General features: G+C 65.3%; 22 protein-coding genes and 1 pseudogene. 12 read left to right on the top strand and 11 right to left on the bottom strand.

Annotated elements, in window-relative coordinates; genetic code table 11:
- Window positions 1-51 precede the first annotated feature (51 nt).
- Window positions 52-1449 carry a M20/M25/M40 family metallo-hydrolase gene (locus CA260_RS06710; protein WP_111981591.1) on the bottom strand — a complete coding sequence of 466 codons (1398 nt, stop codon included), beginning with the start codon at window positions 1447-1449 and terminating at the stop codon, window positions 52-54.
- 110 nt (window positions 1450-1559) lie between these two features.
- Window positions 1560-2078, bottom strand: a pseudogene (locus tag CA260_RS06705) (2'-5' RNA ligase family protein); the annotation flags it as partial.
- A gap of 253 nt (window positions 2079-2331) precedes the next feature.
- Between CA260_RS06705 and CA260_RS06700 the strand changes: the two are divergent.
- The 3 genes from CA260_RS06700 to CA260_RS06690 all read left to right on the top strand — a co-directional run bounded on the left by CA260_RS06700 (window position 2332) and on the right by CA260_RS06690 (window position 3853).
- Entirely contained in the window at window positions 2332-2733 is a 402-nt protein-coding gene (locus tag CA260_RS06700; RefSeq protein ID WP_111981589.1) for an ExbD/TolR family protein, read from the top strand.
- Between the two features lie 200 nt (window positions 2734-2933).
- A complete protein-coding gene (locus CA260_RS06695) occupies window positions 2934-3293 on the top strand; it encodes a hypothetical protein (RefSeq protein WP_111981587.1) in 360 nt (119 codons plus the stop codon).
- Between the two features lie 32 nt (window positions 3294-3325).
- Window positions 3326-3853 (top strand): Spy/CpxP family protein refolding chaperone, encoded by a 528-nt coding sequence (locus tag CA260_RS06690; RefSeq protein ID WP_111981585.1) that lies wholly within the window; start codon window positions 3326-3328, stop codon window positions 3851-3853.
- A gap of 46 nt (window positions 3854-3899) precedes the next feature.
- Here CA260_RS06690 and CA260_RS06685 read toward each other — a convergent pair whose 3' ends face one another.
- Window positions 3900-4559, bottom strand: a complete 660-nt coding sequence (locus tag CA260_RS06685; RefSeq protein WP_111981583.1) for a 2'-5' RNA ligase family protein — start codon at window positions 4557-4559, stop codon at window positions 3900-3902.
- A gap of 98 nt (window positions 4560-4657) precedes the next feature.
- Here CA260_RS06685 and CA260_RS06680 point away from each other — a divergent pair, with 98 nt between their 5' ends.
- The 3 genes from CA260_RS06680 to CA260_RS06670 all read left to right on the top strand — a co-directional run bounded on the left by CA260_RS06680 (window position 4658) and on the right by CA260_RS06670 (window position 7015).
- Window positions 4658-6106 (top strand): phytoene desaturase family protein, encoded by a 1449-nt coding sequence (locus tag CA260_RS06680; protein ID WP_111981581.1) that lies wholly within the window; start codon window positions 4658-4660, stop codon window positions 6104-6106.
- A 103-nt stretch (window positions 6107-6209) separates the two neighbouring features.
- A complete protein-coding gene (locus CA260_RS06675; RefSeq protein WP_111981580.1) occupies window positions 6210-6674 on the top strand; it encodes a YqhR family membrane protein in 465 nt (154 codons plus the stop codon).
- 65 nt (window positions 6675-6739) lie between these two features.
- Window positions 6740-7015, top strand: a complete 276-nt coding sequence (locus CA260_RS06670; RefSeq protein ID WP_111981579.1) for a GIY-YIG nuclease family protein — start codon at window positions 6740-6742, stop codon at window positions 7013-7015.
- Window positions 7016-7078: 63 nt separating this feature from the next.
- On the opposite strand, the gene CA260_RS06665 is transcribed toward CA260_RS06670, so the two are convergent.
- Together CA260_RS06665 and CA260_RS06660 are read right to left on the bottom strand one after the other, a co-directional pair.
- A complete protein-coding gene (locus tag CA260_RS06665) occupies window positions 7079-9385 on the bottom strand; it encodes a transferrin receptor-like dimerization domain-containing protein (protein WP_111981577.1) in 2307 nt (768 codons plus the stop codon).
- A gap of 219 nt (window positions 9386-9604) precedes the next feature.
- The gene (locus tag CA260_RS06660) at window positions 9605-11059 is read right to left on the bottom strand and encodes an alkaline phosphatase family protein (protein ID WP_111981575.1); all 1455 of its coding nucleotides are present in this window, start codon (window positions 11057-11059) and stop codon (window positions 9605-9607) included.
- Window positions 11060-11260: 201 nt separating this feature from the next.
- Here CA260_RS06660 and CA260_RS06655 point away from each other — a divergent pair, with 201 nt between their 5' ends.
- Together CA260_RS06655 and CA260_RS06650 are read left to right on the top strand one after the other, a co-directional pair.
- On the top strand, window positions 11261-11881 hold the full coding sequence (locus CA260_RS06655) for a hypothetical protein (protein WP_111981573.1): 621 nt from the start codon (window positions 11261-11263) through the stop codon (window positions 11879-11881).
- Window positions 11882-12089: 208 nt separating this feature from the next.
- Entirely contained in the window at window positions 12090-12803 is a 714-nt protein-coding gene (locus CA260_RS06650) for a DUF899 family protein (RefSeq protein WP_111981571.1), read from the top strand.
- A 139-nt stretch (window positions 12804-12942) separates the two neighbouring features.
- On the opposite strand, the gene CA260_RS06645 is transcribed toward CA260_RS06650, so the two are convergent.
- Window positions 12943-13350 (bottom strand): VOC family protein, encoded by a 408-nt coding sequence (locus CA260_RS06645; protein WP_111981569.1) that lies wholly within the window; start codon window positions 13348-13350, stop codon window positions 12943-12945.
- A 183-nt stretch (window positions 13351-13533) separates the two neighbouring features.
- Here CA260_RS06645 and CA260_RS06640 point away from each other — a divergent pair, with 183 nt between their 5' ends.
- On the top strand, window positions 13534-13797 hold the full coding sequence (locus tag CA260_RS06640) for a hypothetical protein (RefSeq protein ID WP_111981568.1): 264 nt from the start codon (window positions 13534-13536) through the stop codon (window positions 13795-13797).
- Window positions 13798-13884: 87 nt separating this feature from the next.
- On the opposite strand, the gene CA260_RS06635 is transcribed toward CA260_RS06640, so the two are convergent.
- The 3 genes from CA260_RS06635 to CA260_RS06625 form a co-directional block, all read right to left on the bottom strand.
- Window positions 13885-14835, bottom strand: a complete 951-nt coding sequence (locus CA260_RS06635) for a Dyp-type peroxidase (protein ID WP_111981566.1) — start codon at window positions 14833-14835, stop codon at window positions 13885-13887.
- 93 nt (window positions 14836-14928) lie between these two features.
- On the bottom strand, window positions 14929-16398 hold the full coding sequence (locus tag CA260_RS06630; protein WP_111981565.1) for an alpha/beta fold hydrolase: 1470 nt from the start codon (window positions 16396-16398) through the stop codon (window positions 14929-14931).
- The gene (locus tag CA260_RS06625; protein ID WP_111981564.1) at window positions 16382-17338 is read right to left on the bottom strand and encodes a virginiamycin B lyase family protein; all 957 of its coding nucleotides are present in this window, start codon (window positions 17336-17338) and stop codon (window positions 16382-16384) included. Before CA260_RS06625 ends, CA260_RS06630 begins: the two co-directional genes overlap by 17 nt.
- A gap of 334 nt (window positions 17339-17672) precedes the next feature.
- On the opposite strand from CA260_RS06625, the gene CA260_RS06620 reads away from it, so the two are divergent.
- Window positions 17673-18437, top strand: coding sequence for an SDR family oxidoreductase (locus CA260_RS06620; RefSeq protein ID WP_111981563.1), 765 nt, complete (start codon window positions 17673-17675; stop codon window positions 18435-18437).
- Between the two features lie 100 nt (window positions 18438-18537).
- Window positions 18538-19473 (top strand): alpha/beta fold hydrolase, encoded by a 936-nt coding sequence (locus CA260_RS06615; protein ID WP_111981562.1) that lies wholly within the window; start codon window positions 18538-18540, stop codon window positions 19471-19473.
- 75 nt (window positions 19474-19548) lie between these two features.
- On the opposite strand, the gene CA260_RS06610 is transcribed toward CA260_RS06615, so the two are convergent.
- Together CA260_RS06610 and CA260_RS06605 are read right to left on the bottom strand one after the other, a co-directional pair.
- Entirely contained in the window at window positions 19549-21303 is a 1755-nt protein-coding gene (locus tag CA260_RS06610; RefSeq protein ID WP_238149629.1) for an aspartyl protease family protein, read from the bottom strand.
- 161 nt (window positions 21304-21464) lie between these two features.
- Window positions 21465-22262 (bottom strand): TOBE domain-containing protein, encoded by a 798-nt coding sequence (locus CA260_RS06605; RefSeq protein ID WP_111981561.1) that lies wholly within the window; start codon window positions 22260-22262, stop codon window positions 21465-21467.
- Window positions 22263-22632: 370 nt separating this feature from the next.
- Between CA260_RS06605 and CA260_RS06600 the strand changes: the two genes are divergently transcribed.
- Window positions 22633-23304 (top strand): hypothetical protein, encoded by a 672-nt coding sequence (locus CA260_RS06600; protein WP_146745292.1) that lies wholly within the window; start codon window positions 22633-22635, stop codon window positions 23302-23304.
- The last annotated feature ends 75 nt before the right edge of the window (window positions 23305-23379 follow it).

The following is a 23379-nucleotide window of genomic DNA, read 5'->3' as shown; positions in this document are numbered from 1 at the left end:
CGCCCCCACGGGAGAAACCGCACCAGGAATTTCGGCATACCACGCCGGCGCTCACTTCGTGCCGGACTTGCCAGCCACGGTGGTGAGCAATACGTGCCAATAGGCCAGGTCATCGTAGAAGCCCTTCACCGGCACGCGCTCATTGAGGCCATGCGCGAACGCATCGCTGGTCTTCATGAACATGCCGTTGACGCCATAGGTGGGAATACCCACGGCGCGGAAGTACAGGCCATCCGTGGCGCCCGATTCCTGGATCGGCGTAATGGCCACGCCCGGGCGGATGGCATGCACGGCCTTGGTGACCGCCGCCATCACGTCCGGCCGCAAGGGGGAGGCATCGCTGGCGATGGCCTTGCCGACCAGCTTGACCTCGACCTTGGAACCCACCTGGTCCTGCAGCGCCTTCTGCACCGTGTCGATGGCCACACCGGGGAAAATCCGGCAGTTGATGGTGGCCGTGGCCGATTGCGGCAAGGCGTTGTCGGCATGGCCGCCGCGCAGCAGCGTGGCCACGCAGGTCGTGCGCGTCTTGCCTACCTCGGAAGGTTCATCGGCCAGCACCGCGGCGGCGGCTTCATCGTGCGGGTCTTTGGCAAAGGCCCGCATCGCCTCGCCCAGCTTGCCCTGCGTGGTGGCACCCAGTGCCTTGAACGAAGCGATGGTGGTGTCGTTCCACATCACCGGGAACTGGTAGGCCTGCACCTTTTTCAGCGCATCGGCCAGCTCGTAGATGGCGTTGTCCTTGCGCGGCAGCGAGCTGTGGCCACCCGCGTTATGGGTGGTCAGCTCGAAACTGGCGTAGGCCTTCTCGGCCGTCTGCACGCCGAACACCAGCGGCTTGCCCGACTCGCTCAGCTCGCCGCCACCGGCGTCGGTGTTGAGCGCGTATTCCACGTCGACCAGGTCACGATGGTTCTTGACCAGGTCTTCCATGGTGTCCTGCGAGGTTTCCTCATCGCCGGTGTAGATGATGACGAGGTCACGCGTGGGCACGAAATGTTCTTTCTTCAGGCGGATGAAGTTGGCGGCGAGCACGGTGACGCCGCTCTTGATGTCTTCGGTGCCGCGTCCATAGAAATAGCCGTTCTCTTCGACCAGCGTGAACGGATCGCGCTGCCAGTCTTCCGGCTTCGCCGTCACCACGTCCATGTGCGCCATCAGGCCGATGGGCTTGCCGCCGCTGCCGTCGCCCCGGTAACGCACCACCATCGCCACGGTTTCGCCGTGAGGAATGATATGGATGTCCGAATCGGGAAAGCCCGCTGCGCGGAACTGGTCGGCGAGGTACTTGGCCATCACCGGCACCTGTCCCTGGCCGATCTCGGTCTTGAACGCGATGAGGTGGCTGAAGATGTCGCGCGCCTGCGCCTGGTTGGCATCCAGCGTGGCGGCCGAGGCCGGCGCGGCGACGGAAAGGGTCAACAGCGAAGCGAGCAGCGGTTTGAGCATGGCGCCTTTACCAACGTCGGAAGGAGCCGTGAGTATGTCCTGTTACCGCCGCCGTGGGTGCGACTGCCGGGATTTTTTTGCGGTGGATGGCCTGCCAGACGTCCGCACGTCTATGGCGACCGGAAGCGCCACGTGCCCAGGACGCGGTAGTCTCCGCCGCCGACGATGCTGTGCAACAGGCTGAAACCCTCGACCTGCCAATGGATCGGCTGCACCGGCACTGCCTGCGGCACCGCACCACGGTTGTAGGCAAACGTGACGTGCGGAGTGAGGCTGCGCGAAAGGTGTGCGCCCAACCCTGCACGCAGCAATGCGTCACGCAGGTCCTGCCACAAGGCTTGCAATGCCGATGGTGTTTGCGTGCAACGCAGCACGCAGGGCGGCTCGCGACCATGGAAACCGGACGCGCTGTCCAGCACCAGCTCGAACGGCTCGGCCCGCACTGTCCCTGCCGCATGCAGGGCCGCCCTGGCGATGTCTTCCCGCATCAGGGGATGGTCGCCGAGAAAATGCAGCGTCGCGTGATACCGCGCCGGCCGGATCATGCGCGCGCGCAGGTGCTGCGCGATCGCCGCGCCGGCAGCGGCATGTTCGATGCGCTGGCGCACCGCCTCGTCCGGCAGCAGGGCGAAGAAGAGGCGATGGACCTGCGTGGGTCACGATCCACCGCCGAGCAGGTCGGCCTGTGGCGGATGAGGTGGCTGGCGACGGGAGTTCATGGGCGACAGGCATCGGAGACGGGCCCAGGTTACCGCAACCTTCGCCGTCGCCGACCCGGGACTACCGCCATTTGGCCGTGCGGTTCTATGCTGGAGCTGCCGGCGCGTCCCCACGTTCCGGCGTCCACATCGATGCCACATCACGCCGTCAGGAGGAAGAACCATGGCTTTCTCTGCACGTGTTTCGGCTGTTCCCCTTGCGCAAATCAACGTCACGCCGCTGGTGGATGTCCTGTTGGTATTGCTGGTGATCATGATGATCACCTCGCCGGTGCTCACCCACAAGCTCAAGCTCGACCTGCCACAACCTGGAAAGACGACGCGCGTGGAAACACCGCAAGCCATCCGTTTGGCCATCCATGCGGATGGTTCGATGTACTGGAACGATACCCCGGTCAACCCTGCCATGCTGGAAGCGCAGCTGGCCCTCACCACGCATGGGGCATCGCCTCCCGCTCTGCAGATCGACCCGGCCGATGGCGCCTCCTATCAGGTCGTCGCTGCCGTCATTGCCAGCGCAAAACGGCAGGGCATGGACAAGATCGATTTCGTCGCCGCCCGCTGAACGAGGACGAGGACGCCCCCCTGCCCGGGGCGGCGCTCCTGAGCGGCAGATGAAATCGTCCATGCGCGCTCACGCCGCGCTGACATAAACAAACGCCGGCCGAAGGCACAGCCGGCGAACCCCTTGCATTGGGCCGCCGTGCACGTTGGCCCGCCTACTCTCGGGACATGCCATACACCGCGTAGCCGGAGGGCATGTCGATGAAAATCCGCAACAACAAACTGTCTTGGGTCGTTGCGCCGCTCGTGACCGCCGCATGGCTTGCGCTGCCGCTGCAGGCCGTGGCGCAAGACCGCTATCACCACGATCACGTGCCTCCGCCGCCGCATTACGAGCACGACCGCTACGGCCACTACGATCGCGACCACCGCGAATATCACGAATACCACCACGACCATGACGACACCGGCGCCATCGTCGCAGGCGCACTGCTGGGTGTCGCCGCTGGCGCGGTGATCGTCAACTCGAATACGCCACAGCCACCGCCGACAGTCGTGTATACGTCGCCGCCGCCCCCGCCACCGCCGGGCGTCGTCTATTACGAAGACGATGGTTATTGATCCGCAATGTTCTATGGAAGAAGGAGTCCGCCATGAAAACCCCACTTCGCAGCGTGACGCTGCCGGCGTTGATTGCCTTTGCACTGGCCACCGGCCCGGCGCTGGCCCAGCAAACCTCTGGTCCGCAGCTGCCGACCTCCACGCCACCATCCACCAAGGACCACGCACAGAAGCATGCCGACGCCGTTGAGCGCCGCATCGCCGATCTGCACGCGCAGCTGAAAATCACCGACCAGCAGGCCAAGCAGTGGGATGCGTTTGCGCAGACCATGCGTGACAACGCGCGCAAGGCCGACGAGGCCTTCCGCGAACGGGCGCAAAAGCTGCCCGGCATGAAGGCGCCCGATGCGATGAAGTCGTATGCGGACCTTACCGAGACCCATGCCGACAACATGAAGAAGCTGGCCTCGGCGTTCAGCGATCTCTATGACGTGCTTTCGCCCGAACAGAAGCAACTGGCCGACCAGATGTATCGCCATCCGGGCGGCCATATGGGTGAACCGGGCAAGACCGGCAAGGCGCACACGCCCGCCAGTGCATCGTCATCCACCAAGCCGTAACCAGGGCGCTCACGTGGCACGAGGCACGGCCATCGCCGTGCCTCGTTCATGTCGGGAGCGCGGTTTCCCCTAGAGGCCAACGGCGTTCGACCCGCAATGGTCCCATCGGGTCACGCGCGGCATAGGTCACGTAATGCAGCTCGGTTGCCGCCAGCGCAACCAGCGGAGCGCCAAAGGCCGCCAGCCGTTGACGTAGCGTCGGTGCATCCACGCGTCGGCGATAGAGCCCCAAGGTGATGTGCGGCACATACGGGGCCTGCCTGATCTCACGACTGACGCTTCCCAGCAACGCGCGCCACCGCGCCACCTGCCCCTCGCCGTCGTTCACGGGAATGAAGGCGGCGCTGGCAAAACTGTCCGGTTTCGCCAGCGGCAGCGCTACGCACTGAAGCTCGCTGCGACGAAGCAAGGCCCGTTGCCGTCGCAGCATCGCGGAGGAAAAATCATCGTCGGCACGACCACGCGCCTGGTGGAATCCGCTGACGAAGACGGTCATGTGCGGCTGGCGCAAAGGACTTGGATGCAGGATATCGGCAAGCGCCTCGCGTACCTTGGCCACGTAGTCGAGCAAGTCGGGCTGTACCATCGGCAAGACCCAGACGCCGTAGCGCTTTCGGCCGCGATGCCACTCGGGGTAATCGCGCAGCTCCGCGACGAGCGTCTCGACGGGGCCGTTCTCGGTATTGGAAAACAACATGCCGGCCATGTTAGCCAAGGCCGCTCCGCCCTGCATTTCACGCGATGGCCGAATGCGTTTTCGCTACAGTATGGCGGTCGCAGGGCAAGCGCCCAGGGAGGACACGGATGAAGGCCCATCACGTCGCCATTATCGGCGGAGGAGTCGCCGGCCTCGCCGCCGGCGTGCGGCTTGCCAGCCAGGGCGTGCGGGTGAGCCTGTTCGACGCGCGCGATGCGCTCGGCGGCTGCTGTTCCACCAGCATGCTCGATGGCTACCGCTTCAACAACGGCGCGCTGTTCGTGGCCGTGCCAAGGCTGCTGGACCACGCGTTTGCACGCCTCGGCATCGACCGCGCCTCGGCACTCCCCATGCACCGGCTCGATACGCCGCAAGCCTCGGTGCTGCCGGATGGCACGCTGGTCGTGCTTGGCGACAGCCAACGCGTGCGCATCGAGGGGCCGCAGGGTGATGCGCGCACGTCCACGCTGCTCGGCGAGATCGAACGTTGCGTACGCAAGTGGCGTCCCCTGCTTCAGGTCTTCACCGACGACCTGCTGACGCAGCCCCTTTCCCTGCGCCACCTGCTCGCGAAAACCTGGCGTCACCTTCCCAAACTGCGTGGCAGCCTCGCCGATGAGCTGCGCCGGAACTTCAGCGATCCGCAGGCGCGCGCCGCGATGGCGGCCGTCACGCTCTACACGGGACTGCCTGCCGAGCACACACCGGTTTTCCAGATCGTCGGCCTGGTGTCGATGCTCGAGGATGGGCTCCATCTTCCCGTCAACGGCATGGGCGCCATCACCGACGTGCTGGAAGCGACGCTGCGCCGGCTCGGCGGCGAGATACGCACCAACGCGCCGGTTGCCCGCATACGTGTCGAGAACGGCCGCGTGAACGGCCTGTCGCTGGCCACCGGTGAAGTCGTGGTTGCCGACGCGGTCGTGTCCACGGCCACGGGCATGGCCACCTTCCTGCAACTGATCGACCCCGCGCTCGTACCCTCCGCCATGCGTCGCAAGGCACAGCGCGCCCCGCTGTCGCAGCGCACGCTCGGTATCCAGCTCGGCCTGCGCAATCGGGTGTTGCCGCGCGCGTACTCGGTCAACCACGTTCCGCTCATGGACGAGCAGAAGGCATTCCTCGCGCCACAGCCCGGAGGCGTCCGCTGGTTCAACTACACCGTTCCGACGCTGGTGCTCCCCGAGCTTGCGCCGCAGCACGGCAGCGTGGTCGAGATGTTTGCGGCCGTCGACGAAGCGCTTCCGCTGGATGCATGGACGGACGACTTCAAGGCCACGGTCGCCGATGCCAGTATCGCCGCGCTCGGCCGGCATGAGCCGTTGGACATCGCCACCACCCGGCTGGTCAGCCCGCGCGACTATGCCGAACGCTGGCATCTGTACCAGGGCGCCATCTACGGCCTGTCTCCCGCCGCGCGCCCCAACCAGCAGTTTCCGCACACGACGCCGATCGACGGCCTGTACCTCGCGGGACAAACCACCTATCCCGGCTTTGGCGTCGCGACGTCGATGTTCTCGGGCATCTTTGCCGCCGATGCCCTATTGGCGCGCTGAGCCCGGATAAAGGTCATATCGCCTCGCCACCAGACAGCCACTAGAGTAGCCACGCCTGGAAGAGCGCCCGCCTCCGCGGGACATCAGCGCCTTGGAGACCGTCATGCCCAGTACGCGTCGTTCCCCCCTCGCCGCCATCCTGTGGGGTGGCTTCATCGCCGGCACCGTAGACATCGGCGCGGCCTCGCTGATCAGCGGCTACAGCCCCGTGGTGATCCTCAAGTACGTCGCAGGCGGTCTGCTCGGTCGGGGATCGCTCGCCGGCGGCATGGGCAACGCAGTCTTGGGCCTGCTGCTGCAATGGATCATGTCCATCGTCATCGCCGCCATTTTCGTCGTGTTCCTGCGCAACCGCGTTGCCAGGCCGAACCTGTGGACGGCCTGGGGTATCGCCTACGGCGCAGTCGTCTTTGCGGTGATGAACTATGTGGTCGTCCCGCTCTCGGCCTTGCACAGCGTGCCGCATTTCAGCGTCTTCAGCTTCGTCGCGAATCTGGCGGCGATGCTGTTGTTCGGTTGGATCGTCGGCTTCTTCGCGAAGCTCATGTTGCGGACCGAAACGGCCTGACCAACGTTTGTCGCGGCGAGGCGAAAGCGGCAGACTGCCGTGCATCGAAAAGATCGTCTCGCCGCATGTCCCCGACCGCACATCCCGTACGTACCTGGTGGCTGTACCTGCTCGAATGCCAGGACGGATCGTTCTATGCCGGCATCACTACCAATGTCGATGCGCGCTATGCAGCCCATGCCGCGGGACGCGGCGCCCGCTACACCCGTTCACATCCACCGTTGCGGTTGATCGGCGCACGCGCATACGAAAGCCGTGCCGCGGCATCGCGCGCCGAATGGGAGATCAAGCAGTTGCCGAAGCACAAGAAGCCCGGCTTTCTGTCCGTCGAGCACGCCTAGCATCGCAAGCTTGCCTGGTGCTCCCATCCCGGCGCGAACCGGGATGGGAGTCGCCATGAGCGATCAGGACGCCTTTTTCAACATCGCCGTCAGCTTGTCGAGCTGTTCGCGATAGCCGTCCAGTGTCTTGGCGGTGACGGCGGCATAGCGGTTCGCTTCGTCCCAGCGTCGTGCTTCCAGCGCTTCGCGCACACCCGGCACGGTCTTCACTTCGTAGCCCGTGAGCATGCCGGGGGCGTAGATCATGTGCTGGAACCACGGGCGGCCGGGCAAGCCGGCGCGATCGGAGAGCGACTGCTCCATGCGGCCGATCAGTGCATTCAGTTCCTGCTGCTGCGAGGCCGGGAACTTCAGGCCCGCGGCGGCACGTTCCTGATAGGCGGCCTCATACGCTTGCGTGCTCGCCTTGAGCTTCTTGACAGCCTCGTCCAGCGGCGCGAGCTTGATGTCGGGCACGTCGGAATCGCGCACCGGGGGCGCCACCGGCCGCGTCGGATCGGACACCAGGGCGAAGGCCTTGCCGTCCAGCAGTTTGTGCTGCTCGTCGGTGTCCTTGCGGGTGTTGTCCGCGAGCTTGTGCAGCTGGCCCAGGTAGCGATCCATCGTGTCGCTGAAATCGCTGAAGCGCAGCGGCAGCACGTTCGCGTCGGCCATGCGCAGCACCACGTGGCCGGCGACCTTGGACAACGCCACGCCGTATTCGAATGACGGATCGCCGAAGCGCACGTAGTGATCGAACGAGTCGTACTGCGAGTGGTAGATGCCGCCGTTGTCGTCTTCGCCGCCGAAACCCAGGTCGAGCGAGGCAATACCGAGGTGCTCCAGGAACGCGCTGTAGTCGGAACCCGAACCGAGCGCACCGATCGGCACGTCGCCGCCTGCCGCCGCCAGCTTCGCGTTCTCCTTTGCCTCGGGCTTGGCGTCCTTCTCGCTGCCGTCCACCAGCACGCGCGCGCGCATGCGTTCGCGCACGCTCACCTTGGTCTCAGGATCGGTCACGCCGTCGGCGGCCTGGTTCACCAGATGCTGCAGCGAGTGACTGCCTTCGGCGCGCAGGAAGCCACGGCCGTTGGTGTCCGAGTTGAGATAGAGCACGGCCTTCTGCTTGAGCTCGTCCGCATGCGTCTCCGCCCATTCGGTGGAACCGAGCAGGCCGGGCTCCTCGCCGTCCCAGCTCGCGTACACCAACGTGCGCTGCGGCTTCCAGCCCTGCTTGTAGAGCGCGCCGATCGCCTTCGCTTCGGCGAGCAACGCGACGTTGCCCGCGAGCGGATCCCAGGCACCGAACACCCAGCCATCGTGGTGATTGCCGCGCACGATCCACTGGTCGGGTTCGGTGGAACCCTTGAGCACGGCGATCACGTCGTAGATCGGCTTCTGTCCCCAGTCGGACTGCACGGTCAGGTGTGCCGGCGCGGTGCTGGGCCCCATGTGATAGGTCAGCGCCAGCGAGCCGCGCCAGTTCGACGGCGCCACTGGCCCGGTCAGCGACTTCAGCAGCGGCGTGGCATCCGCATAGGAAATCGGCAACACGGGAATCTTGAGGATGGTCTTGGCGTCCTTCAGCGCAAGGCGCTTGGCATTCGCCGTGGAACCGTATCCCGGCGTCAGCGGATCACCGGGATACTGCTGCATGTCGGCCACCGACCCGCGCTGCACGCCATCTTCCGGGCGCCAGCCGCCGTCAGGATAGGTATCGCCATGCGCGTAACCGTCGTCATGCGGATCGGAATAGATCAGGCAGCCCACTGCGCCATGTTCCTGCGCGAGCTTGGGCTTGAGGCCACGCCAGCCGCCGCCGTAGCGCGTGATGACGATCTTGCCGCGCACGTCGATGCCGCGCCGCGCGAGTTCCTTGTAGTCATCCGGCATGCCGTAATTGACGTACACCAGCGGTGCGGTGACATCGCCATCGCCACCATAGACGTTGTACGGCGGCAAGGCATTTTCGCGGATGCCCGAGGTGGCATCACCGGCCACGGCCGGCTCGCTCAGCTTGGCCGTGAACGGCTTGGCGCCCTTCAGCTCAAGCGCCACCTTCCTGGGCGTGGGATAGAGCACGTTGAAGGTCTCGATGTGCGCGTCCCAACCCCACTCCTTGAACTTGGCCAGCATGAACTCGGCATTGGCCTTGTCGTGCGGCGAGCCCACCTGGTTGGGTTGCGACGACATCTGCTTGAGCCATTCGCGCTGGTCGGCCGGATCGAGCAAGGCGTCGAAACGCTGCTCCAGGCTTTGCTGCGCCGTTGCGCCTTCCTGGGAAAATCCCAGCATGCCGTTGTCGTGGTGGGGCTCGTCCGCGCCCATGGCGCTGCCCATCATCGCCATGAGGCTGGCCGCCAGCAGCGGCCGGATCGTCAATCGGGTCATGCTTTCTCTCCCCAGATGGTCATGCCAACAAGCCACGACGCCGACATCGGCCGGCGCCTTCGCCGCCGAGGCCTCCGAGGTCCGGAACGCCACGACAGCACGCGAAAGACTGCCACGTCAGTTATAGCAAGCACCGCGTCGCCATCACCTAGGACAGAGGTCACGGTTTGACAGCATGGACGTCCGGACGTTGAGCCGGCCGCAAGAGGCTGTGAGGCATCACCTCGAAGCACTGGCGGGACGTGAAGCCTTCCAGGCCGCCAGGCGTTCGTCGATGTAGCGGTCGTACTCCGCTTCGGTGTGCAGGGCGGGCATGGCGTGGGCGGTATTGCCGTGCGCATCGGGCACCGGCAAGGCTGAGACCAGTTCGGCATACACCTGCTGCAGGTGCGAAGGACGGCCGGCGGCGGGGTTCGCCCCCTTGGAGACAGGTGGCGTGATGCCCGCGAGCGGATCGTCCGTGCGCGGAGCCTGCAGGCTGAGCGCGGCGCTGACGTCCGTTGCCGCGGCATCGCGCGCGGTAAGGCTGGGGATCGACCAGCGCGTTTCCACCGTGCGCAGGATCGAGGTGTGGTCGAACGGCATGGCACCCGCCGGTGCCCGCAACACCGTTCCCGGGGGAATCCATGGCGAGATCAGCAGCGTGGGCACGCGCGGGCCGAAACGCCTGAAATCGAAGCCGAACTCGCCGGTGCTCGCATCGGGCGGCACGGCGTTCGTCGGCGGGGGCACATGGTCGTAGCACCCGCCATGTTCATCGTAGGTCACGATCAGCAAGGTCTCGTTCCACGCCGGGCCATGCCGCAACGCGGTGTAGACATCGTGGATGTACTGCTCGCCCAGGGCGACGTCATAGTTGGGGTGCTGGCTGTTGCCGCTGGAGCCCCAGCTGGGTTCGAGAAAGCTGTAGCCCGCCAGCGTGCCGTTGGCGGCGTCGGCCTGGAAATCCGCGAAGTGACCGAAGTTGGCGTCCGGTGCGTCGACCAGGTCGGGAAAGCTCATGCGCGTCAGCGGATCGGCCGTATAGCCGTAGATTTTCCAGGAGACGTTCTTCTTGCCAAGCGAGGCGTAGATGGTCCCTGCAGTGAATGACTTGGTCTTGTCGTCCATATGCCCCTGCGAGGTGCCGGCATGCACGAACGCGCGGTTGGGCAGTGTCTCGGTGGGCGCGGCGCCAAACCAGTGATCGCATACGGCGAACCCGCGCGCCAGCGCACAGAGCACCGGCAGCGTCCTGGGCGTATGCATGCCCATGATGTCCGCCGCCACGGTGCCGGGCAGGATCGACCACTTTTGCTTCGCTTCCCACGCCAGCGTGCTGTCGAAATTGCTTACGAAACCCTGGTTGGACGCCACGGGCGGCACCGGCGCGGTGCTGCTGCCGAACAGCTGCGCATTGGTGGCCGCATAGCCCTCGCCCGGATCGGCGCCCGGCATGTAATAGGTGCTGGCGGTGCCCGGGGCGATCTCGAACACCTCGACCGGTGCAGCGCCCGATGCCCCCGGGTTCGATTCCCTGCCCGTCAGCCCTTCGAAAGGCTGCCCCGCCGCAGACACATTGCCGTTGTCGGCATAGAGATAGCCGAGCATGTGATCGAACGAGCGGTTCTCGAGCATGAGCACGACGATATGGTTGATCGCCGCCAGGGAGTGCGGGCTCTTCTTCTTTGGCATGGGCATGCCTCCGTGCCGTGGCTGACGGGCCCCCTTTCGATTTCCCGGGGATTGCAGCACGCATGCATGTCCATAGCGTGACCTGCGACTGACCCGCGCGAAGCGAACGGAAGCGCCCGTTCAAGCTTCCGGCAGAAGCGCCGATACATCGGACATGCTTCGATTACGGGTGCGCATGGCGCCCCATTGCGCGGGAACGACATGCTGCAATCGTCACCGAACATCGCCTACCTCAAGGCCGCCTGGGCCGCATTCGCCGGCATCAGCGGCAGCAACGCTGGCCAGAGCTACGAAGCGGCTGGCCTGAGCTTCGCTCGCATCAATCACTCCACGCTGGTGCTCAAGGATCGCGTGCAGGTGTCGACGATGCCGCTGCATTACACGCGGCACGAGCTGCGCACGGGTTTCCTCGGCCGCATCGAAAACGAAGTGCGCAAGGCCATCTCGCAGATGGAAGCCGTGCTGCTGCGCGAGCTGTGCATTCCCTACGGCCACGAGCTGGTGGTGGAACTCGAAGAAGGCCTGCGCCAGCTTCGCCGTCGCGGCCATCGTTCGCTCAGCATCCTGATCCGCCCCTGCGATTACGAAGCATTGGAAACCCGGGCACAGATCGAAATGCGCGTGTTCCTCGACTCGCCGCGTGCCTGCCTGTTCGCCAGCCTTTCCGATGCCAGCGGCATGAAGCAGGTCGACGTGCTTGCGCAGGCCCCCAAGCGTACCCGCGTACCCCGCGCCGCCGGCTATGCCGAACTGGCGCAGCAGATGGCCGAGACGCTCAACGCCGCCGTGGCGCCCTACCTCAGCGAGCGTCTCGCTGCCTGACGCGACGCCGTCTGCGAGGCCCTTGCGAAAAGGGTCACGCTCCGGCCGCCAACGGGCTGGAAAGGTCTCCCAGGGCGCCGACCCGGGGCCATGTCGAATTCGAACCACCTCGTTCGTCTCCCTTGGGAGACGCCTTCAACCGGCGAACACGCCGGAGCGAGCAGCGTCGCGCATCTGCCAACCACTGCTGCCGTCGAGGTCATTCAACATGAACGATGTAGCCACGCTCGTCCCTGCCGCCGAACTGGTGCGGCGCAACGGCATGCGCTTTCCCCGTGAAAGCGAAGATTACCGCCGTGCCCGCAACGCCCTGCTCGCCGAGGAGATCGAACTGCGCCGACAGATCGAACGCGTGGCCGAGCACCGTCGCGCGCTTCCGCCCGGCCCTGAAGTGAAAGGCGATTACCGCTTCATGGGTGAAGCGGGCCCGGTCGATTTCGCCGGCCTGTTCGGCGACAAGCAGACGCTGGTCACCTACAGCTACATGTTCGGTCCGCAGCGCGAACGCCCCTGCCCCATGTGCACGTCGCTGCTCGCCGCGTGGGACGGTGAAGCGCGTGATATCGGCCAGCGCGTCTCGCTGGCGGTGATCGCGCGTTCGCCGATCGATCGCCTGGTGGCGTTCAAGCGCGAACGGGGCTGGCAGGCGCTGCGCCTGTACTCCGACCTCAACGGCAACTTCAGTCGCGATTACCACGCCATCGGGGACAACGACAGCGACGAACCCGCGTTCAATGTGTTCACCCGCCGCGACGGCGTCGTCCGCCTGTTCTGGGCAGGTGAAATGGGCTTCGCCACCGCGGACCCGGGCCAGGATCCGCGCGGCGCGCCGGACCTGATGCCGCTGTGGACGGTACTCGATTGCACGCCGGAGGGACGCGGTACGGACTGGTATCCCAAGCTGGACTATCCGCACGGCTGAAGCACCGCGGGCGCGCACCCAGTGCGCGAAAAGCCAACGGAGCGGTGAAGCCGTAACCCCGCGGTCGCCCATTGGGTGAGCTCCTACAAAAAGCAGCCGCATCTCGCCTTGCCTTCACGCAAACGGCCCACGGCGGTTCTCAGGGCATCGGCTTCATGCAGTTGACCATCCATGCCTTGCCGTAGCGGTCGGTGAGCATGCCGAAGCGCTTGGCCCAGAAGGTTTCCGCGATCGGCATGGTCACGTTGCCGCCTTCCGACAACGCCTTGAACACGCGCTCGGCCTCGGCTTCGCTGTCGACGGTGATGTTCACGCAGCCACTGGCGCCCTTGTTGCCCGGCGGGCCATCGGCGCCCATCACGGTACCGCCCGCGCTTTCCAGCGTGTTGTGCATGATGCGCCCGTGGGTCTCCTTGGGCATGTCGCCGGCCATCGGCGACTCGCCGTAGGTCATGCGGAAGGTAATGGCTCCCTGGAACACCTTGGCATAGAAATCGAACGCTTCCCTGCACTGCCCGTCGAAGTCCAGATAGGGGATGAACTGCATGGCTGGCTCCTCACGTGTGGTCGGCATCGCCGTCGGCGACCCTTGAATACGACGAACACCCTCGTCTCGGATCGACACGATGGTGGGACGCCCGGTGTCATGGGTGCGTCACGGTCGCCGGGCACCCTTGCAGTCCTGCGAATCGCCGGGCAATCTTTCACGTTTTCACCAAGCGGAAGCGTCATGTCCAAGCAAGAAAACATCCTCCAGATCATCCCCGCGACCGGCTGGGTCGCTGTCTACGACGTGGACGGCGTGGAAACCGCCGAGTCGGTCGTCTGCTTCGCGCTGGTGGAAGGCGACGGTCGCGGCGTGCGTGCGATGCGCGCCGACGGCAAGCGCATCGCGTTCGCCGACGAAGCCGCCAACTTCCTGCGTGTGGAAGAACTGGCCGACTTCGAAGATGAAGACGAAGAAGAGGAAGGCGACGAGGAAGACGAAGAGTAAGCCACCGCTTCCTCTTTCTCGATGTCGCCGTCTCCAGGGCCGCCGCGCGCCAACGCCGGCGGCCCTGTTCGTTGAAAGAGCCACGTGCTAGCCGCTGGAATCCCTACCGCGCACCTGCGCGCTTTCCAGGAACGTGGCCGACGGCACGAAGAACAATGAACCCGTCACGGCACGGCTGAAATCCAGCAGGCGGTCGTAGTTGCCGGGCGGGTTGCCGATGAACATGTTGTCGAGCATCCGCTCGATCCGGGCCGGCGATCGGGCATAGCCGATGAAATAGGTGCCGTATTCGCCCTTGCCTGCGTTACCGAACGGCATGTTGTCGCGCATGATTTCCAGCGACTCGCCGTTCTCTTCGATGCTGGTGAGCACGTTGTGCGCATAGCTGGGCTTGTCGGCCTCGTCGAGTTCGACATCCGAAAGCTTCCTGCGGCCGATGATCCTCTCCTGCTGTTCCACCGGCACCGCGTTCCATGCCTTCAGGTCATGCAGGTACTTCTGCACGATCACGTAGCTGCCGCCCGCGAATACCGGGTCCTCGTCGCCGATGAGGGTGGCTTCCGCGGCTTTCAGGTCCACCGGATTCTCGGTGCCATCGACGAAGCCGAGCAGGTCACGCTCATCGAAATACTTGAAGCCGTGCACTTCGTCTTCCGTTTCCACGAACTCGCCGATGCGGGACATGATCGTCCCGGCGATTTCGAAGCACAGGTCCATGTGCGTCGCGCGGATGTGGAAAAGGATGTCCCCCGGCGTCGACACGGCATGGTGCACGCCCTTGATCTCGCGGAACGGATGCAAGCCGGCCGGCCGCGGGCCTTCGAAGAGCCGGTCCCATGCTCCCGAACCAAAGCCCATGACGCACGACAGGCGACGATCAGGCTTGCGAAAGCCGACCGCACGCAGCAATCCCGCCAGATCGTTGCATAGCGCCTGTACCGCGAGGTCGGCGCGCGGATCGGCGTTCAAGGTCACCACCAGGAAAATGGCGGAATGCGTGAGTCGATCAGTGACCGGCTGCGAAAGAACGGTGGGCACGATCTGCTCCTGCTTGAGGGGTTTCGTTGCAACGTGGGTTGCAGGAAGAGATTGCCACAAAGGCGGACTCAAGCAGAGCGGACCGTCGCCAGGCTATGTCGTCTTGAACGGTGGCAGTGGAACCGACGGACAGGTCGATGGGTGCAGCCTGGCGATCGAACCGCTACGCACCAGCTGCTCGTACAGCGTGGCGACGCAGGGATTCCAGTCCGTGTGGCCCTGCCCCTTGGCCACGACCTGCACCGCCTGGGAGAACCCCGCCATCACGCGTGGGGTAAACCACAGCGGCGTGCCGCCATCGTGGTCGCCGGTGACGAACAGCGAGGGCACGGAGCTATGCACGGGCTCGCGGTAGCCAGCCGGCAGCGTGGCCCGCGGCCAGGGCCGGCACGCTGCCTGTTGCTGGCGCACGCGGTCGTCGCCGAGGAAGGTGCCCCGCGATTGCGGCTCAACCTCCGCCTCCCGGATGAAGGGGATGTCCTCGCTGCAGGTAATGGCGAACAGCAGGCCAAAGCTGAAATCCGGATCGCTCTCCTTCGCCACGATACCGTCGGCCATCGTGCTCCAATCGCCCTGGTAGGCGCGATGGATCGTCCATGGCAGCGTCGCTGCGTCATCCGGGTGATAGAGCATGCTGCGCAGCCATTCGGCCACGCGCCCCCTGTGAAGCGTCCAGGTTCCGTCATGGCCAGGTACGGGAACACGCACCGTGCCGGCGTCGAGCATCGCGATCACGTCGCGGAACTCATCCTTGAAGTTCGGAAAGGCCGCGCTGCAGGCGGCATCCGCGGCACAGTCCTGGAAAAGTTGATCGAGCGCCGATTGCGCCGTCCTTGCCATGGTGATCGGCGTGGCAACATCCACCGGCACCACGCTGCCGACGTAGGCCGTACGCACGCTGCGTGGATAGGCACGCAGATACACCTGCTCCGCCCGCGTGCCGTACGAACCGGCAAAGAGATTGAGCGGCCCGTAACCCAGGCCGCGACGAACCTGCTCAAGATCGTCCGCGAAGCGCGCGTAGATGTACTGGCTCAGGTCGGCGTTCTTCCGCAACCGCTGCTCGCAGGCTTCGACGGCATCCAATGGAAACAGATCCTTCAGGCGCACGCCCGGGTCGCGCGTGGCCGCGAGGTCGCAATGCAGCGCACCGGATCGCCCGGTTCCCCGTTGATCCACCAGCAGCAAGTCGCGATCCTGCAGCAGGGATGCAAACTGCTGCACGTAGCCGCTTGCGGCGCTGATCGCCGACTCGCCGGGGCCGCCCATCAGCAGCACGATGGGGTCGTCATGCTTTCGTTCGATGGCCGGAACGACGGCGATGCCGATCGAAAGCTGGCGCCCGTGCGGTGCATCGGGATTTTCCGGAACACGAAGCGACCCGCACCGCGCAGGCCGTGCCACGTCGGGCAGCGTGCACGGGGCAAGCTCGATCGACGTCGCGGCGTGCGCGGCCCTTCCACCGCACAGGCCAAGCACGATGGCGAGCAGTCCCAGGCGCCAGGCCATGCCATGCGCCATGGCGCGCGTATCGGCCGATGTCATTTCACTGGCCAGCGGCATGCGTATCGTAGCGAAGCAGGCGATCGATCCCCGAGCCGGACAACCACACCTCGCCCTTGCGCCCCATCATCTGACGAACATTCGTGTTCGCCTGCGGAAATGTCAGCACGTCGAAATGCTCGGTCCGAGGGTCGAAACGCACCAGTGCGTTGGCGGTCCATTCGCTCAGCCACACGATGTCCCGGTCATCGACGAAAATCGCGTAGGCGTGGGGGCCCTGCCCCGGCAACGCCCACTCGCGCCATTGCTGTTTGGCCGGATCGAACATGCCGAGCTTGCCCGCGGTCCACTCGCTGACCCACAGCCGTCCTTTTGAATCCGACCACACGCGGCGTGCGCCCTGGTTCGGCGTCGGCGGCTCGATCACCTTGGTCGCGCCGCTCGCGGGGTCGATGCGACCGAGATAGCTGCCGGCGAGCGATGCGTAGTACAGGCCACCGTCCGGCGTGACGGCAATGCCGTAGGGGCCACGCCCACGCGGCGCATCGAACACACGCATGCGTCCGCTGGCCGGATCGAGTTCACCGTAGATGCCGTTCTGGCCGGTAAACCACACATGCCCGTGCCTGTCGAACACAGCCGTGTTCAAGTTGCCGTCGGCGCGATCCTTGGGGAGCGGAAAGCGCGAGACGGCCAGCGTCTTGGCATCCACGCGCACGATCGCGTTCAGGCCGCCATCGGTGATCCATGCGGCGCGATCAGGAGCGACGATGACGCCATGCGGTGCGGAGCCTTCCCCCAGCGGCACCCAATCGGACTTGCCGCTGCGCGGATCCAGCCGTCCCACCGCGCCGCGCGCCTGCGCGGTGTACCACACGGTGCCATCGGGCGACGGCGCGACATCATGCGGTCCACTGCCTGCCGGCACCTCGAAGACCTCGAAAGGTGGCGCATGGGTCTGCGCCGACGCGGCGACGCACATGGCGTACAGAAGAAACATTGCGCCGATCCGCGCCCGTCCACGGGCGGGTGCGACGTGTGCTGCACCGATGCGGTTTGCCCCGGTTATCGCCGGCATGGTCGCCTCCCTCGTTAGAGATGAGTTGCAAGCCTGCAGTCCGCCGCATTGTGGCACTTATCCGGATCGCGCGACGGAACGGCTTCCGCCGAAGCATGTCGTGCTGTGCTCCTAACGACGAATCGGGCAGCACATCCACTCGTTCCATCCGATCGAACATCTTCATCGCGCGCATGGCACGTCATGCGGATATCCCGGGCGCAAGCTGTCTCCAACGACGCTACCGGCGTCCAACATCCACTCATCGGAGAAACCCATGTCACGCTTGCATGAAAAGGTTGCACTGATTACCGGCGCCAGCTCGGGCATTGGCCGGGCGACCGCCAAGCTGTTTGCCGGCGAGGGCGCCAAGGTCGTATTGGGTGCGCGTCGCAATGCCGAACTCCAATCCCTCGTCAGGGAAATCGAAGCGGCCGGCGGTGTTGCCGTCGCCCTGGCAGGCGATGTTCGTTCCGAGGCCTATGCGAAGGCCTTGGTGGAACTCGCCACGACCCGTTTCGGCCGTCTGGACGTCGCGTTCAACAATGCCGGCACCTTGGGCGAAGCTGGCCCGAGCACCGACGTCAGCGACGCGGGCTGGAACGATACCTTGGCCGTCAACCTGACGGGCTCGTTCCTCGGCGCCAAGCACCAGATCGCCCAGATGCTGAAGAACGGCGGCGGGTCGGTGATCTTCACCTCGACCTTCGTGGGACATTCCTTCGCCTTCCCCGGCGTCGCCGCCTACGCGGCCAGCAAGTCCGGCCTGATCGGCCTCACCCAGGCGCTCGCGGCGGAGTTTGGCCCCAGCGGCGTCCGGGTGAACGCCGTATTGCCCGGCGCCGTCGACACCGACATGTATCGCGACATGAACAACACGGCGGAGTCCCAGGCGTTCGTGACCAACCTGCACGCGCTCAAACGTGTCGCCACGCCGGAGGAACTGGCCCGTTCGGTCCTTTACCTGGCGTCCGACGACTCGGCGTTTGTCACCGGCACGGCCACCCTCGTGGACGGTGGCGCCTCGATCACGCGCACGTGACGCGCGCTCCACTGAAGTGACGAGCGGACAAGGCTGGCTATCCACCTCGTCCTTCGCCGGGGACGCAACGACCATCCACCTTTCGCATTGGGAGTCAGCCATGATTCGCCCGCTCATCCTCGCGTGCCTGCTCGCCGTGCTCAGCCTTCCCGCCAGCGCGGACGTGCAGCCCTTCCCTACGTCGTTCCGGGTTCAGGACATCCAGACCGATGGCGCCACCATCCACGTCCGCGTGGGCGGCAAGGGGCCCGCCGTCGTCCTGCTGCACGGTTTCGGCGATACCGGCGACATGTGGGCGCCGCTCGCGGCGGACCTCGCGCGCAACCACACCGTCGTTGTTCCCGACCTGCGTGGCATGGGCTTGTCGTCCCACCCCGAAAGCGGCTACGACAAGAGAACGCAGGCGGCGGATATCCGCAGCGTGCTCACCAGGCTCGGCATCGACCACGCCACCGTCGTCGGGCACGACATCGGCACGATGGTGGCGTACGCCTATGCCTCGCGCTATCCCGACAAGACCGATCGCCTGATCGTCATGGATGCGCCCGTGCCCGGCATTCCACCGTGGGATGAGATCGTGCGTCTTCCCAACGTCTGGCATTTCGATTTCGGCGGCCCGGATATGGAGCGCCTGGTCGCCGGCCGCGAGCGGATCTATCTGGATCGCTTCTGGAACGAGTTCGCCGGCGATCCGTCGAAGGTCGACGAAGCCAGTCGACAGCACTATGCCGCGCTGTATGCCAGACCGCATGCGATGCACGATGCGTTTGCCCAGTTCCGCGCCATCCGCAAGGACGCCGAGGACAACAAGGCCGCGATGGCGACCAGGCTCACCATGCCCGTACTCGCCATTGGTGGCGAGAAATCCTTTGGCGCGATGGAAGCCGTGGTCATGCGCAACGCGGCCAGCAACGTCACCGAACTCGTCGTTCCCAAGGCGGGGCATTGGCTGATGGAAGAAGCACCGGACGTGACGGTGCCGGCCATCCACCATTTCATCGATGGCGAACCGATCGCCTCATCGGCAGCCGACTGAGGACGGCCTGCGGTGTCCGCCTCGCAAAAGGCGGACATCCGTGGCGTTCACTCCACCGGAGTGTGGCCGCGCGCGCTAGGGCCCCGTGGCCGTCAAACCGAACTTGCCTGCCCGCGCTTCGATATTCCCATCGAGCGCGTGGGCGGCGGCCATATCGGCCTTCCCCGCATCCGTCTGGCCCGATCGCAGTTTTGCCAGGCCAAGCCCATAACGCGACCACGCCGAATGCGGCATCTGCGTCAGGGCCTGCTCGTAGGCCTTGATCGCCTCGTCGTAGTGTCCAAGACGGAGTTCGACCAGGCCCAGGCTGTCGAGGTACGACGCGTTGTTGCCATCGCGCCTGAGCGCACGACGGCAATCCTTCAGCGCATCATCGAGCCATTGGTTGCTCAGGCCTCGCGCCCAGCAGCGTTCGTTGAGCGCGGTGCCCAGCATCGCGTCATCGCGGTGCAGTCGTATCCAGTCGTCGAGCAGGGGCAAGGCTGCCGCAGGCTGCTCCAGCTCGACGTAGAGAACGGCGACCGGAAGCGCCCGCGTCGACCCGGGCGGCACCAGGGCGCTCGCAGCCGCGACATCGGACATGGCACCGGCGCGATCCTCGTGCGCGATACGAAGGCGGGCGCGCATCAACAGCGCGTCGACATTCTTCGGATCCAGGTTCAACGACTTGTCCAGATCGCCGATCGCGGCTTCCGGCTGGCGGTTCGCCTCGTGCACCTTCGCACGGGCGACGTAATAGGCAGCCTGCTCGGGCGCCATGCGGATCGCTTCATCGAGATGGGACAAGGCGGCGCTCAACTCGCCACGCGACAGATGCGCCTGCCCCAGCAAGGCGTAGTCCGCCGCGGTCTTGGGCGCGTTGCCGTTTCCATCCGCGACAGCGCCGGATTTTCCGCCATCAGCCGGCGCCGTGGCGAAGGTGAACACGCGCCCGCCGTTATAGGTGAAATAGGCGACCTTCTTGCTGTTGGCGATGAACATGTGGTGGGCAAGCAGAAAATCCACCCCCAGCAACATGTCCGTGTTGTCGCCTATGTCGCCATCGATGATCTGCATCTGGCTGTGCTGGATGGTTTCGGTGCCCACCGAGAACGAATCGACCTTCGCCGTCCATGTCCGCACCGGCCTGCCGCCGATGCCGATGCTGTTGATGCTTGCGGCGACATCCGGCGCATTGAGGTCGACGCCTGCCCGCGTCGCGGCACGGCGGCTCAACAAGGTGGCGGTGGCGCCGGAATCGAGCACGGCGCGCACCGTTTTCCCGTTGATCGTCACGTCGAAGAAGGTTCGCCGGTCGAAGCGATCGCCGGTCGACTTGATCTCGGCGACGTTGTAGTTGCCGTCCTTGACCCAGTACGCCAGCGAAGCCTTTTCGCAATGCTCCGCCTTGAACAAGGTCAGCTTGCCGTGCGCAAGATCGATTTCGAGATCGGCGAGATCGAGCAGGTTGGCGCCGAGCAACCCTTCGCCGGTATCGGTGCCGCCGACGATGAAGGCGATGTTCTTCAGCGTCGTATCGAGTATGCCGAACTCCTTCACGTGCGTTTGCTGCACGGTCGCTTCGCCGCCCACGCCGGTGATGCGATAGCCGAACGGCGCGGGCTGCAAGGGCAAGCCAAGCACCGACGCGTTCGCGCTCGACATGGTGTTGAACGAAGCCCCGGTGTCGATGATGAAGCGCGTGTCCTTCCCGTTGATCTTCACCATGGTCGTTGCCTGGTTGCCGACCATTTCAACGGGCAAGGTGCCGTAATCCTTCAGCTGGCAATCGTCGGCCCAGGCCTGGCTGCCCAACAGCAGGCCCAGGCCGATACCGCAAAGGCGCCACATCCCCATTGCCATCCCCCCGAATGCCATGGTCGAACGCCGCACATGCGCGGCAGCGCCACGATCATAGCGCCCGTGCGAATCTCCGGGATACGCGTATCAGGCCGCAGCACTTCGCGAGGCGAGCGGTGCCGCCCTCGGTTGTTCCGGTGCACGGCGAGATGTCAGACGGCGAACGTGCCCACGATGATGCTGGATGCCTTGATGATGGCCACGACCGCCACGCCTTCCTTCAGCTGCAACGCATCGAGGCTCACGTCGGTGATGATGGCGACGACGACGTTGCCGCCATCGAGCTGGACGCCGACCTCGGCGTTCACCGCGCCACGCTTGACGTAGGAGACCTGCCCCGGCAGCTGGTTGCGCGCGGAAAGCCGCGTCGAAGCGTCGGGCAGGCCGAGCATCACCGACGACGCCTTGATCAGCGCAAACGCATTCTTGCCGGGGCTCAGCCCCAGGTTCACCGAGCTTTCGTGGGTCACGGTGGCCACCAGCCGCTGGCCGCCCTGGATGTCGAGCTGCACGACATCGTTCACGGCGCCATGGTCGACTGAGGCGACGGTCCCGGCCAGCTGGTTCCGTGCGCTCGTCTTCATCATGAAACGCCTCGCCAGTTCGATGTCGGAAAGCGGGTTGTCCGCAATGCTGCTGAGCTGCTTCAGGAATTGCTGGTGGATCGCTTCCATGTGCTGGAAGACCTCGATCAGGCGCCGCGCACGCGGCGTCAGCACCGCGCCGCCACCGCTGCGCCCCCCCACGGCCCGCAGCACGAGTGGCTCGCCCGCCAGGTTGTTCATGGCATCGACCGCCTCCCACGCCCCTTTGTAGCTCATGCCCACTTCGCGGGCAGCGGCGGCGATGGAGCCTGCCTCGTCGATCTTGATCAGCAGCTCGATGCGGTCATGGCCGCCGAAATTGCGACCATTGGCTTCGAAACCGAGCGTTCCCTTGATGGACAGCATGGAACCTGGCTCCTTGTGTGGAACAGCCGAGACGGACGCTGCCAGTGGGCGGCGCTGGACTGGCCAGCCACTTCAGACAACTCCGCAACCTTGGCGAATGCCAAGGCCGAACGTCGGGTCTCCCATAGCCACGTACCTGCCCCTGCCCCACCCCTGTGAGGAACACCAGCCGCGCCTCCCCAGGCATCGACCTATGCAGGGCCATCATGACCGCGAAAGCTTATGCGAGGCTTAGAACTTCACGCGCACGCCCGCGACTTGGCCAGCCGCGCCTGGCCGCCTCGCCCCCTTCCATCGCATGACCATCGGCACCCACGTGACCAATGACTCATGGCGTGCACCGCCCGCCGACCTACGTTGGAGCGGTCGAATGGGGATGGCCATCATGAAGATGAAAGCCTTGGCATGCCTGGTGTTCCTGGCGGGAGCCTCCGGTGCGGCGGCGCACGATGCGCTGCTCACGCAGGCGCTTTCCCGCCCTGCGTTGCCCGCCGGCGAACTGCACGGCAGTTTGCGCACCACCACGATCGTGCGCGGCGGCAAGGAGCCCGAGACGGAGGTCGAAACCGTCGATCTGGACAAGTCGCCCGACAAGGCGCTGGCCTCCTATGCCGAACTCGGGAACGTCATCGGTTCCGATGCCCACCTCGTCAGCCAGGCTGCCGGACGCACCGTTTATGCATTCACGACCCGCCGGCTTCCGCGTGGAAGGACGGGAGGGAGCTACGTGCATGCCGACTCCGATGGCAACGACAGCGACGACCTGTCCGACGACGACCTGTTCAACGGCGAGGCGGAGGTGAGCATCGACGCCCAGGGCGAGCCTTTCATCAGCCACCTGGATCTGCACCTGGCGAAACCGAAAGGCAACCTCCTGGCCCGTACCAAGAAGATCAACGTCAGCTACGCCTTCGCACCGAACGCCACGAAAGAGGCGATGGTGACAACGGCCGTGTCCGTTCATGTCGACGTTCGCGCACTTCTTTTCGTCCATCGGGACGTCCATGCCGAATCGGTGCTGCTGGCCGACGCACCCCCCTGAACGCCGCCAACGGAGGCCCGGCATCCTTGCTGCAATGCCGGGAATCCCCTCCTCCCGGACGAACACCCCACGACC

Source organism: Dyella jiangningensis (genome assembly GCF_003264855.1).
In the GTDB taxonomy this organism is placed as follows: domain Bacteria; phylum Pseudomonadota; class Gammaproteobacteria; order Xanthomonadales; family Rhodanobacteraceae; genus Dyella; species Dyella jiangningensis_C.
The sequence above is the reverse complement of the archived record's forward strand: the minus strand, read 5'-3'. Positions and strand labels throughout refer to the sequence as shown.

Excerpts from the sequence above, each read along its gene's own strand:
- CA260_RS06700 (WP_111981589.1), top strand. The coding sequence starts at position 2,332 with ATGGCTTTCTCTGCACGTGTTTCGGCTGTTCCCCTTGCGCAAATCAAC.
- CA260_RS06660 (WP_111981575.1), bottom strand. The coding sequence starts at position 11,059 with ATGCCAAAGAAGAAGAGCCCGCACTCCCTGGCGGCGATCAACCATATC.
- CA260_RS06600 (WP_146745292.1), top strand. The coding sequence starts at position 22,633 with ATGGGGATGGCCATCATGAAGATGAAAGCCTTGGCATGCCTGGTGTTC.
- CA260_RS06680 (WP_111981581.1), top strand. The coding sequence starts at position 4,658 with ATGAAGGCCCATCACGTCGCCATTATCGGCGGAGGAGTCGCCGGCCTC.
- CA260_RS06640 (WP_111981568.1), top strand. The coding sequence starts at position 13,534 with ATGTCCAAGCAAGAAAACATCCTCCAGATCATCCCCGCGACCGGCTGG.
- CA260_RS06650 (WP_111981571.1), top strand. The coding sequence starts at position 12,090 with ATGAACGATGTAGCCACGCTCGTCCCTGCCGCCGAACTGGTGCGGCGC.
- CA260_RS06710 (WP_111981591.1), bottom strand. The coding sequence starts at position 1,449 with ATGCTCAAACCGCTGCTCGCTTCGCTGTTGACCCTTTCCGTCGCCGCG.
- CA260_RS06645 (WP_111981569.1), bottom strand. The coding sequence starts at position 13,350 with ATGCAGTTCATCCCCTATCTGGACTTCGACGGGCAGTGCAGGGAAGCG.
- CA260_RS06610 (WP_238149629.1), bottom strand. The coding sequence starts at position 21,303 with ATGTGGCGCCTTTGCGGTATCGGCCTGGGCCTGCTGTTGGGCAGCCAG.
- CA260_RS06670 (WP_111981579.1), top strand. The coding sequence starts at position 6,740 with ATGTCCCCGACCGCACATCCCGTACGTACCTGGTGGCTGTACCTGCTC.
- CA260_RS06625 (WP_111981564.1), bottom strand. The coding sequence starts at position 17,338 with ATGTTTCTTCTGTACGCCATGTGCGTCGCCGCGTCGGCGCAGACCCAT.
- CA260_RS06615 (WP_111981562.1), top strand. The coding sequence starts at position 18,538 with ATGATTCGCCCGCTCATCCTCGCGTGCCTGCTCGCCGTGCTCAGCCTT.
- CA260_RS06685 (WP_111981583.1), bottom strand. The coding sequence starts at position 4,559 with ATGGCCGGCATGTTGTTTTCCAATACCGAGAACGGCCCCGTCGAGACG.
- CA260_RS06605 (WP_111981561.1), bottom strand. The coding sequence starts at position 22,262 with ATGCTGTCCATCAAGGGAACGCTCGGTTTCGAAGCCAATGGTCGCAAT.
- CA260_RS06690 (WP_111981585.1), top strand. The coding sequence starts at position 3,326 with ATGAAAACCCCACTTCGCAGCGTGACGCTGCCGGCGTTGATTGCCTTT.
- CA260_RS06620 (WP_111981563.1), top strand. The coding sequence starts at position 17,673 with ATGTCACGCTTGCATGAAAAGGTTGCACTGATTACCGGCGCCAGCTCG.
- CA260_RS06630 (WP_111981565.1), bottom strand. The coding sequence starts at position 16,398 with ATGCCGCTGGCCAGTGAAATGACATCGGCCGATACGCGCGCCATGGCG.
- CA260_RS06665 (WP_111981577.1), bottom strand. The coding sequence starts at position 9,385 with ATGACCCGATTGACGATCCGGCCGCTGCTGGCGGCCAGCCTCATGGCG.
- CA260_RS06675 (WP_111981580.1), top strand. The coding sequence starts at position 6,210 with ATGCCCAGTACGCGTCGTTCCCCCCTCGCCGCCATCCTGTGGGGTGGC.
- CA260_RS06695 (WP_111981587.1), top strand. The coding sequence starts at position 2,934 with ATGAAAATCCGCAACAACAAACTGTCTTGGGTCGTTGCGCCGCTCGTG.
- CA260_RS06655 (WP_111981573.1), top strand. The coding sequence starts at position 11,261 with ATGCTGCAATCGTCACCGAACATCGCCTACCTCAAGGCCGCCTGGGCC.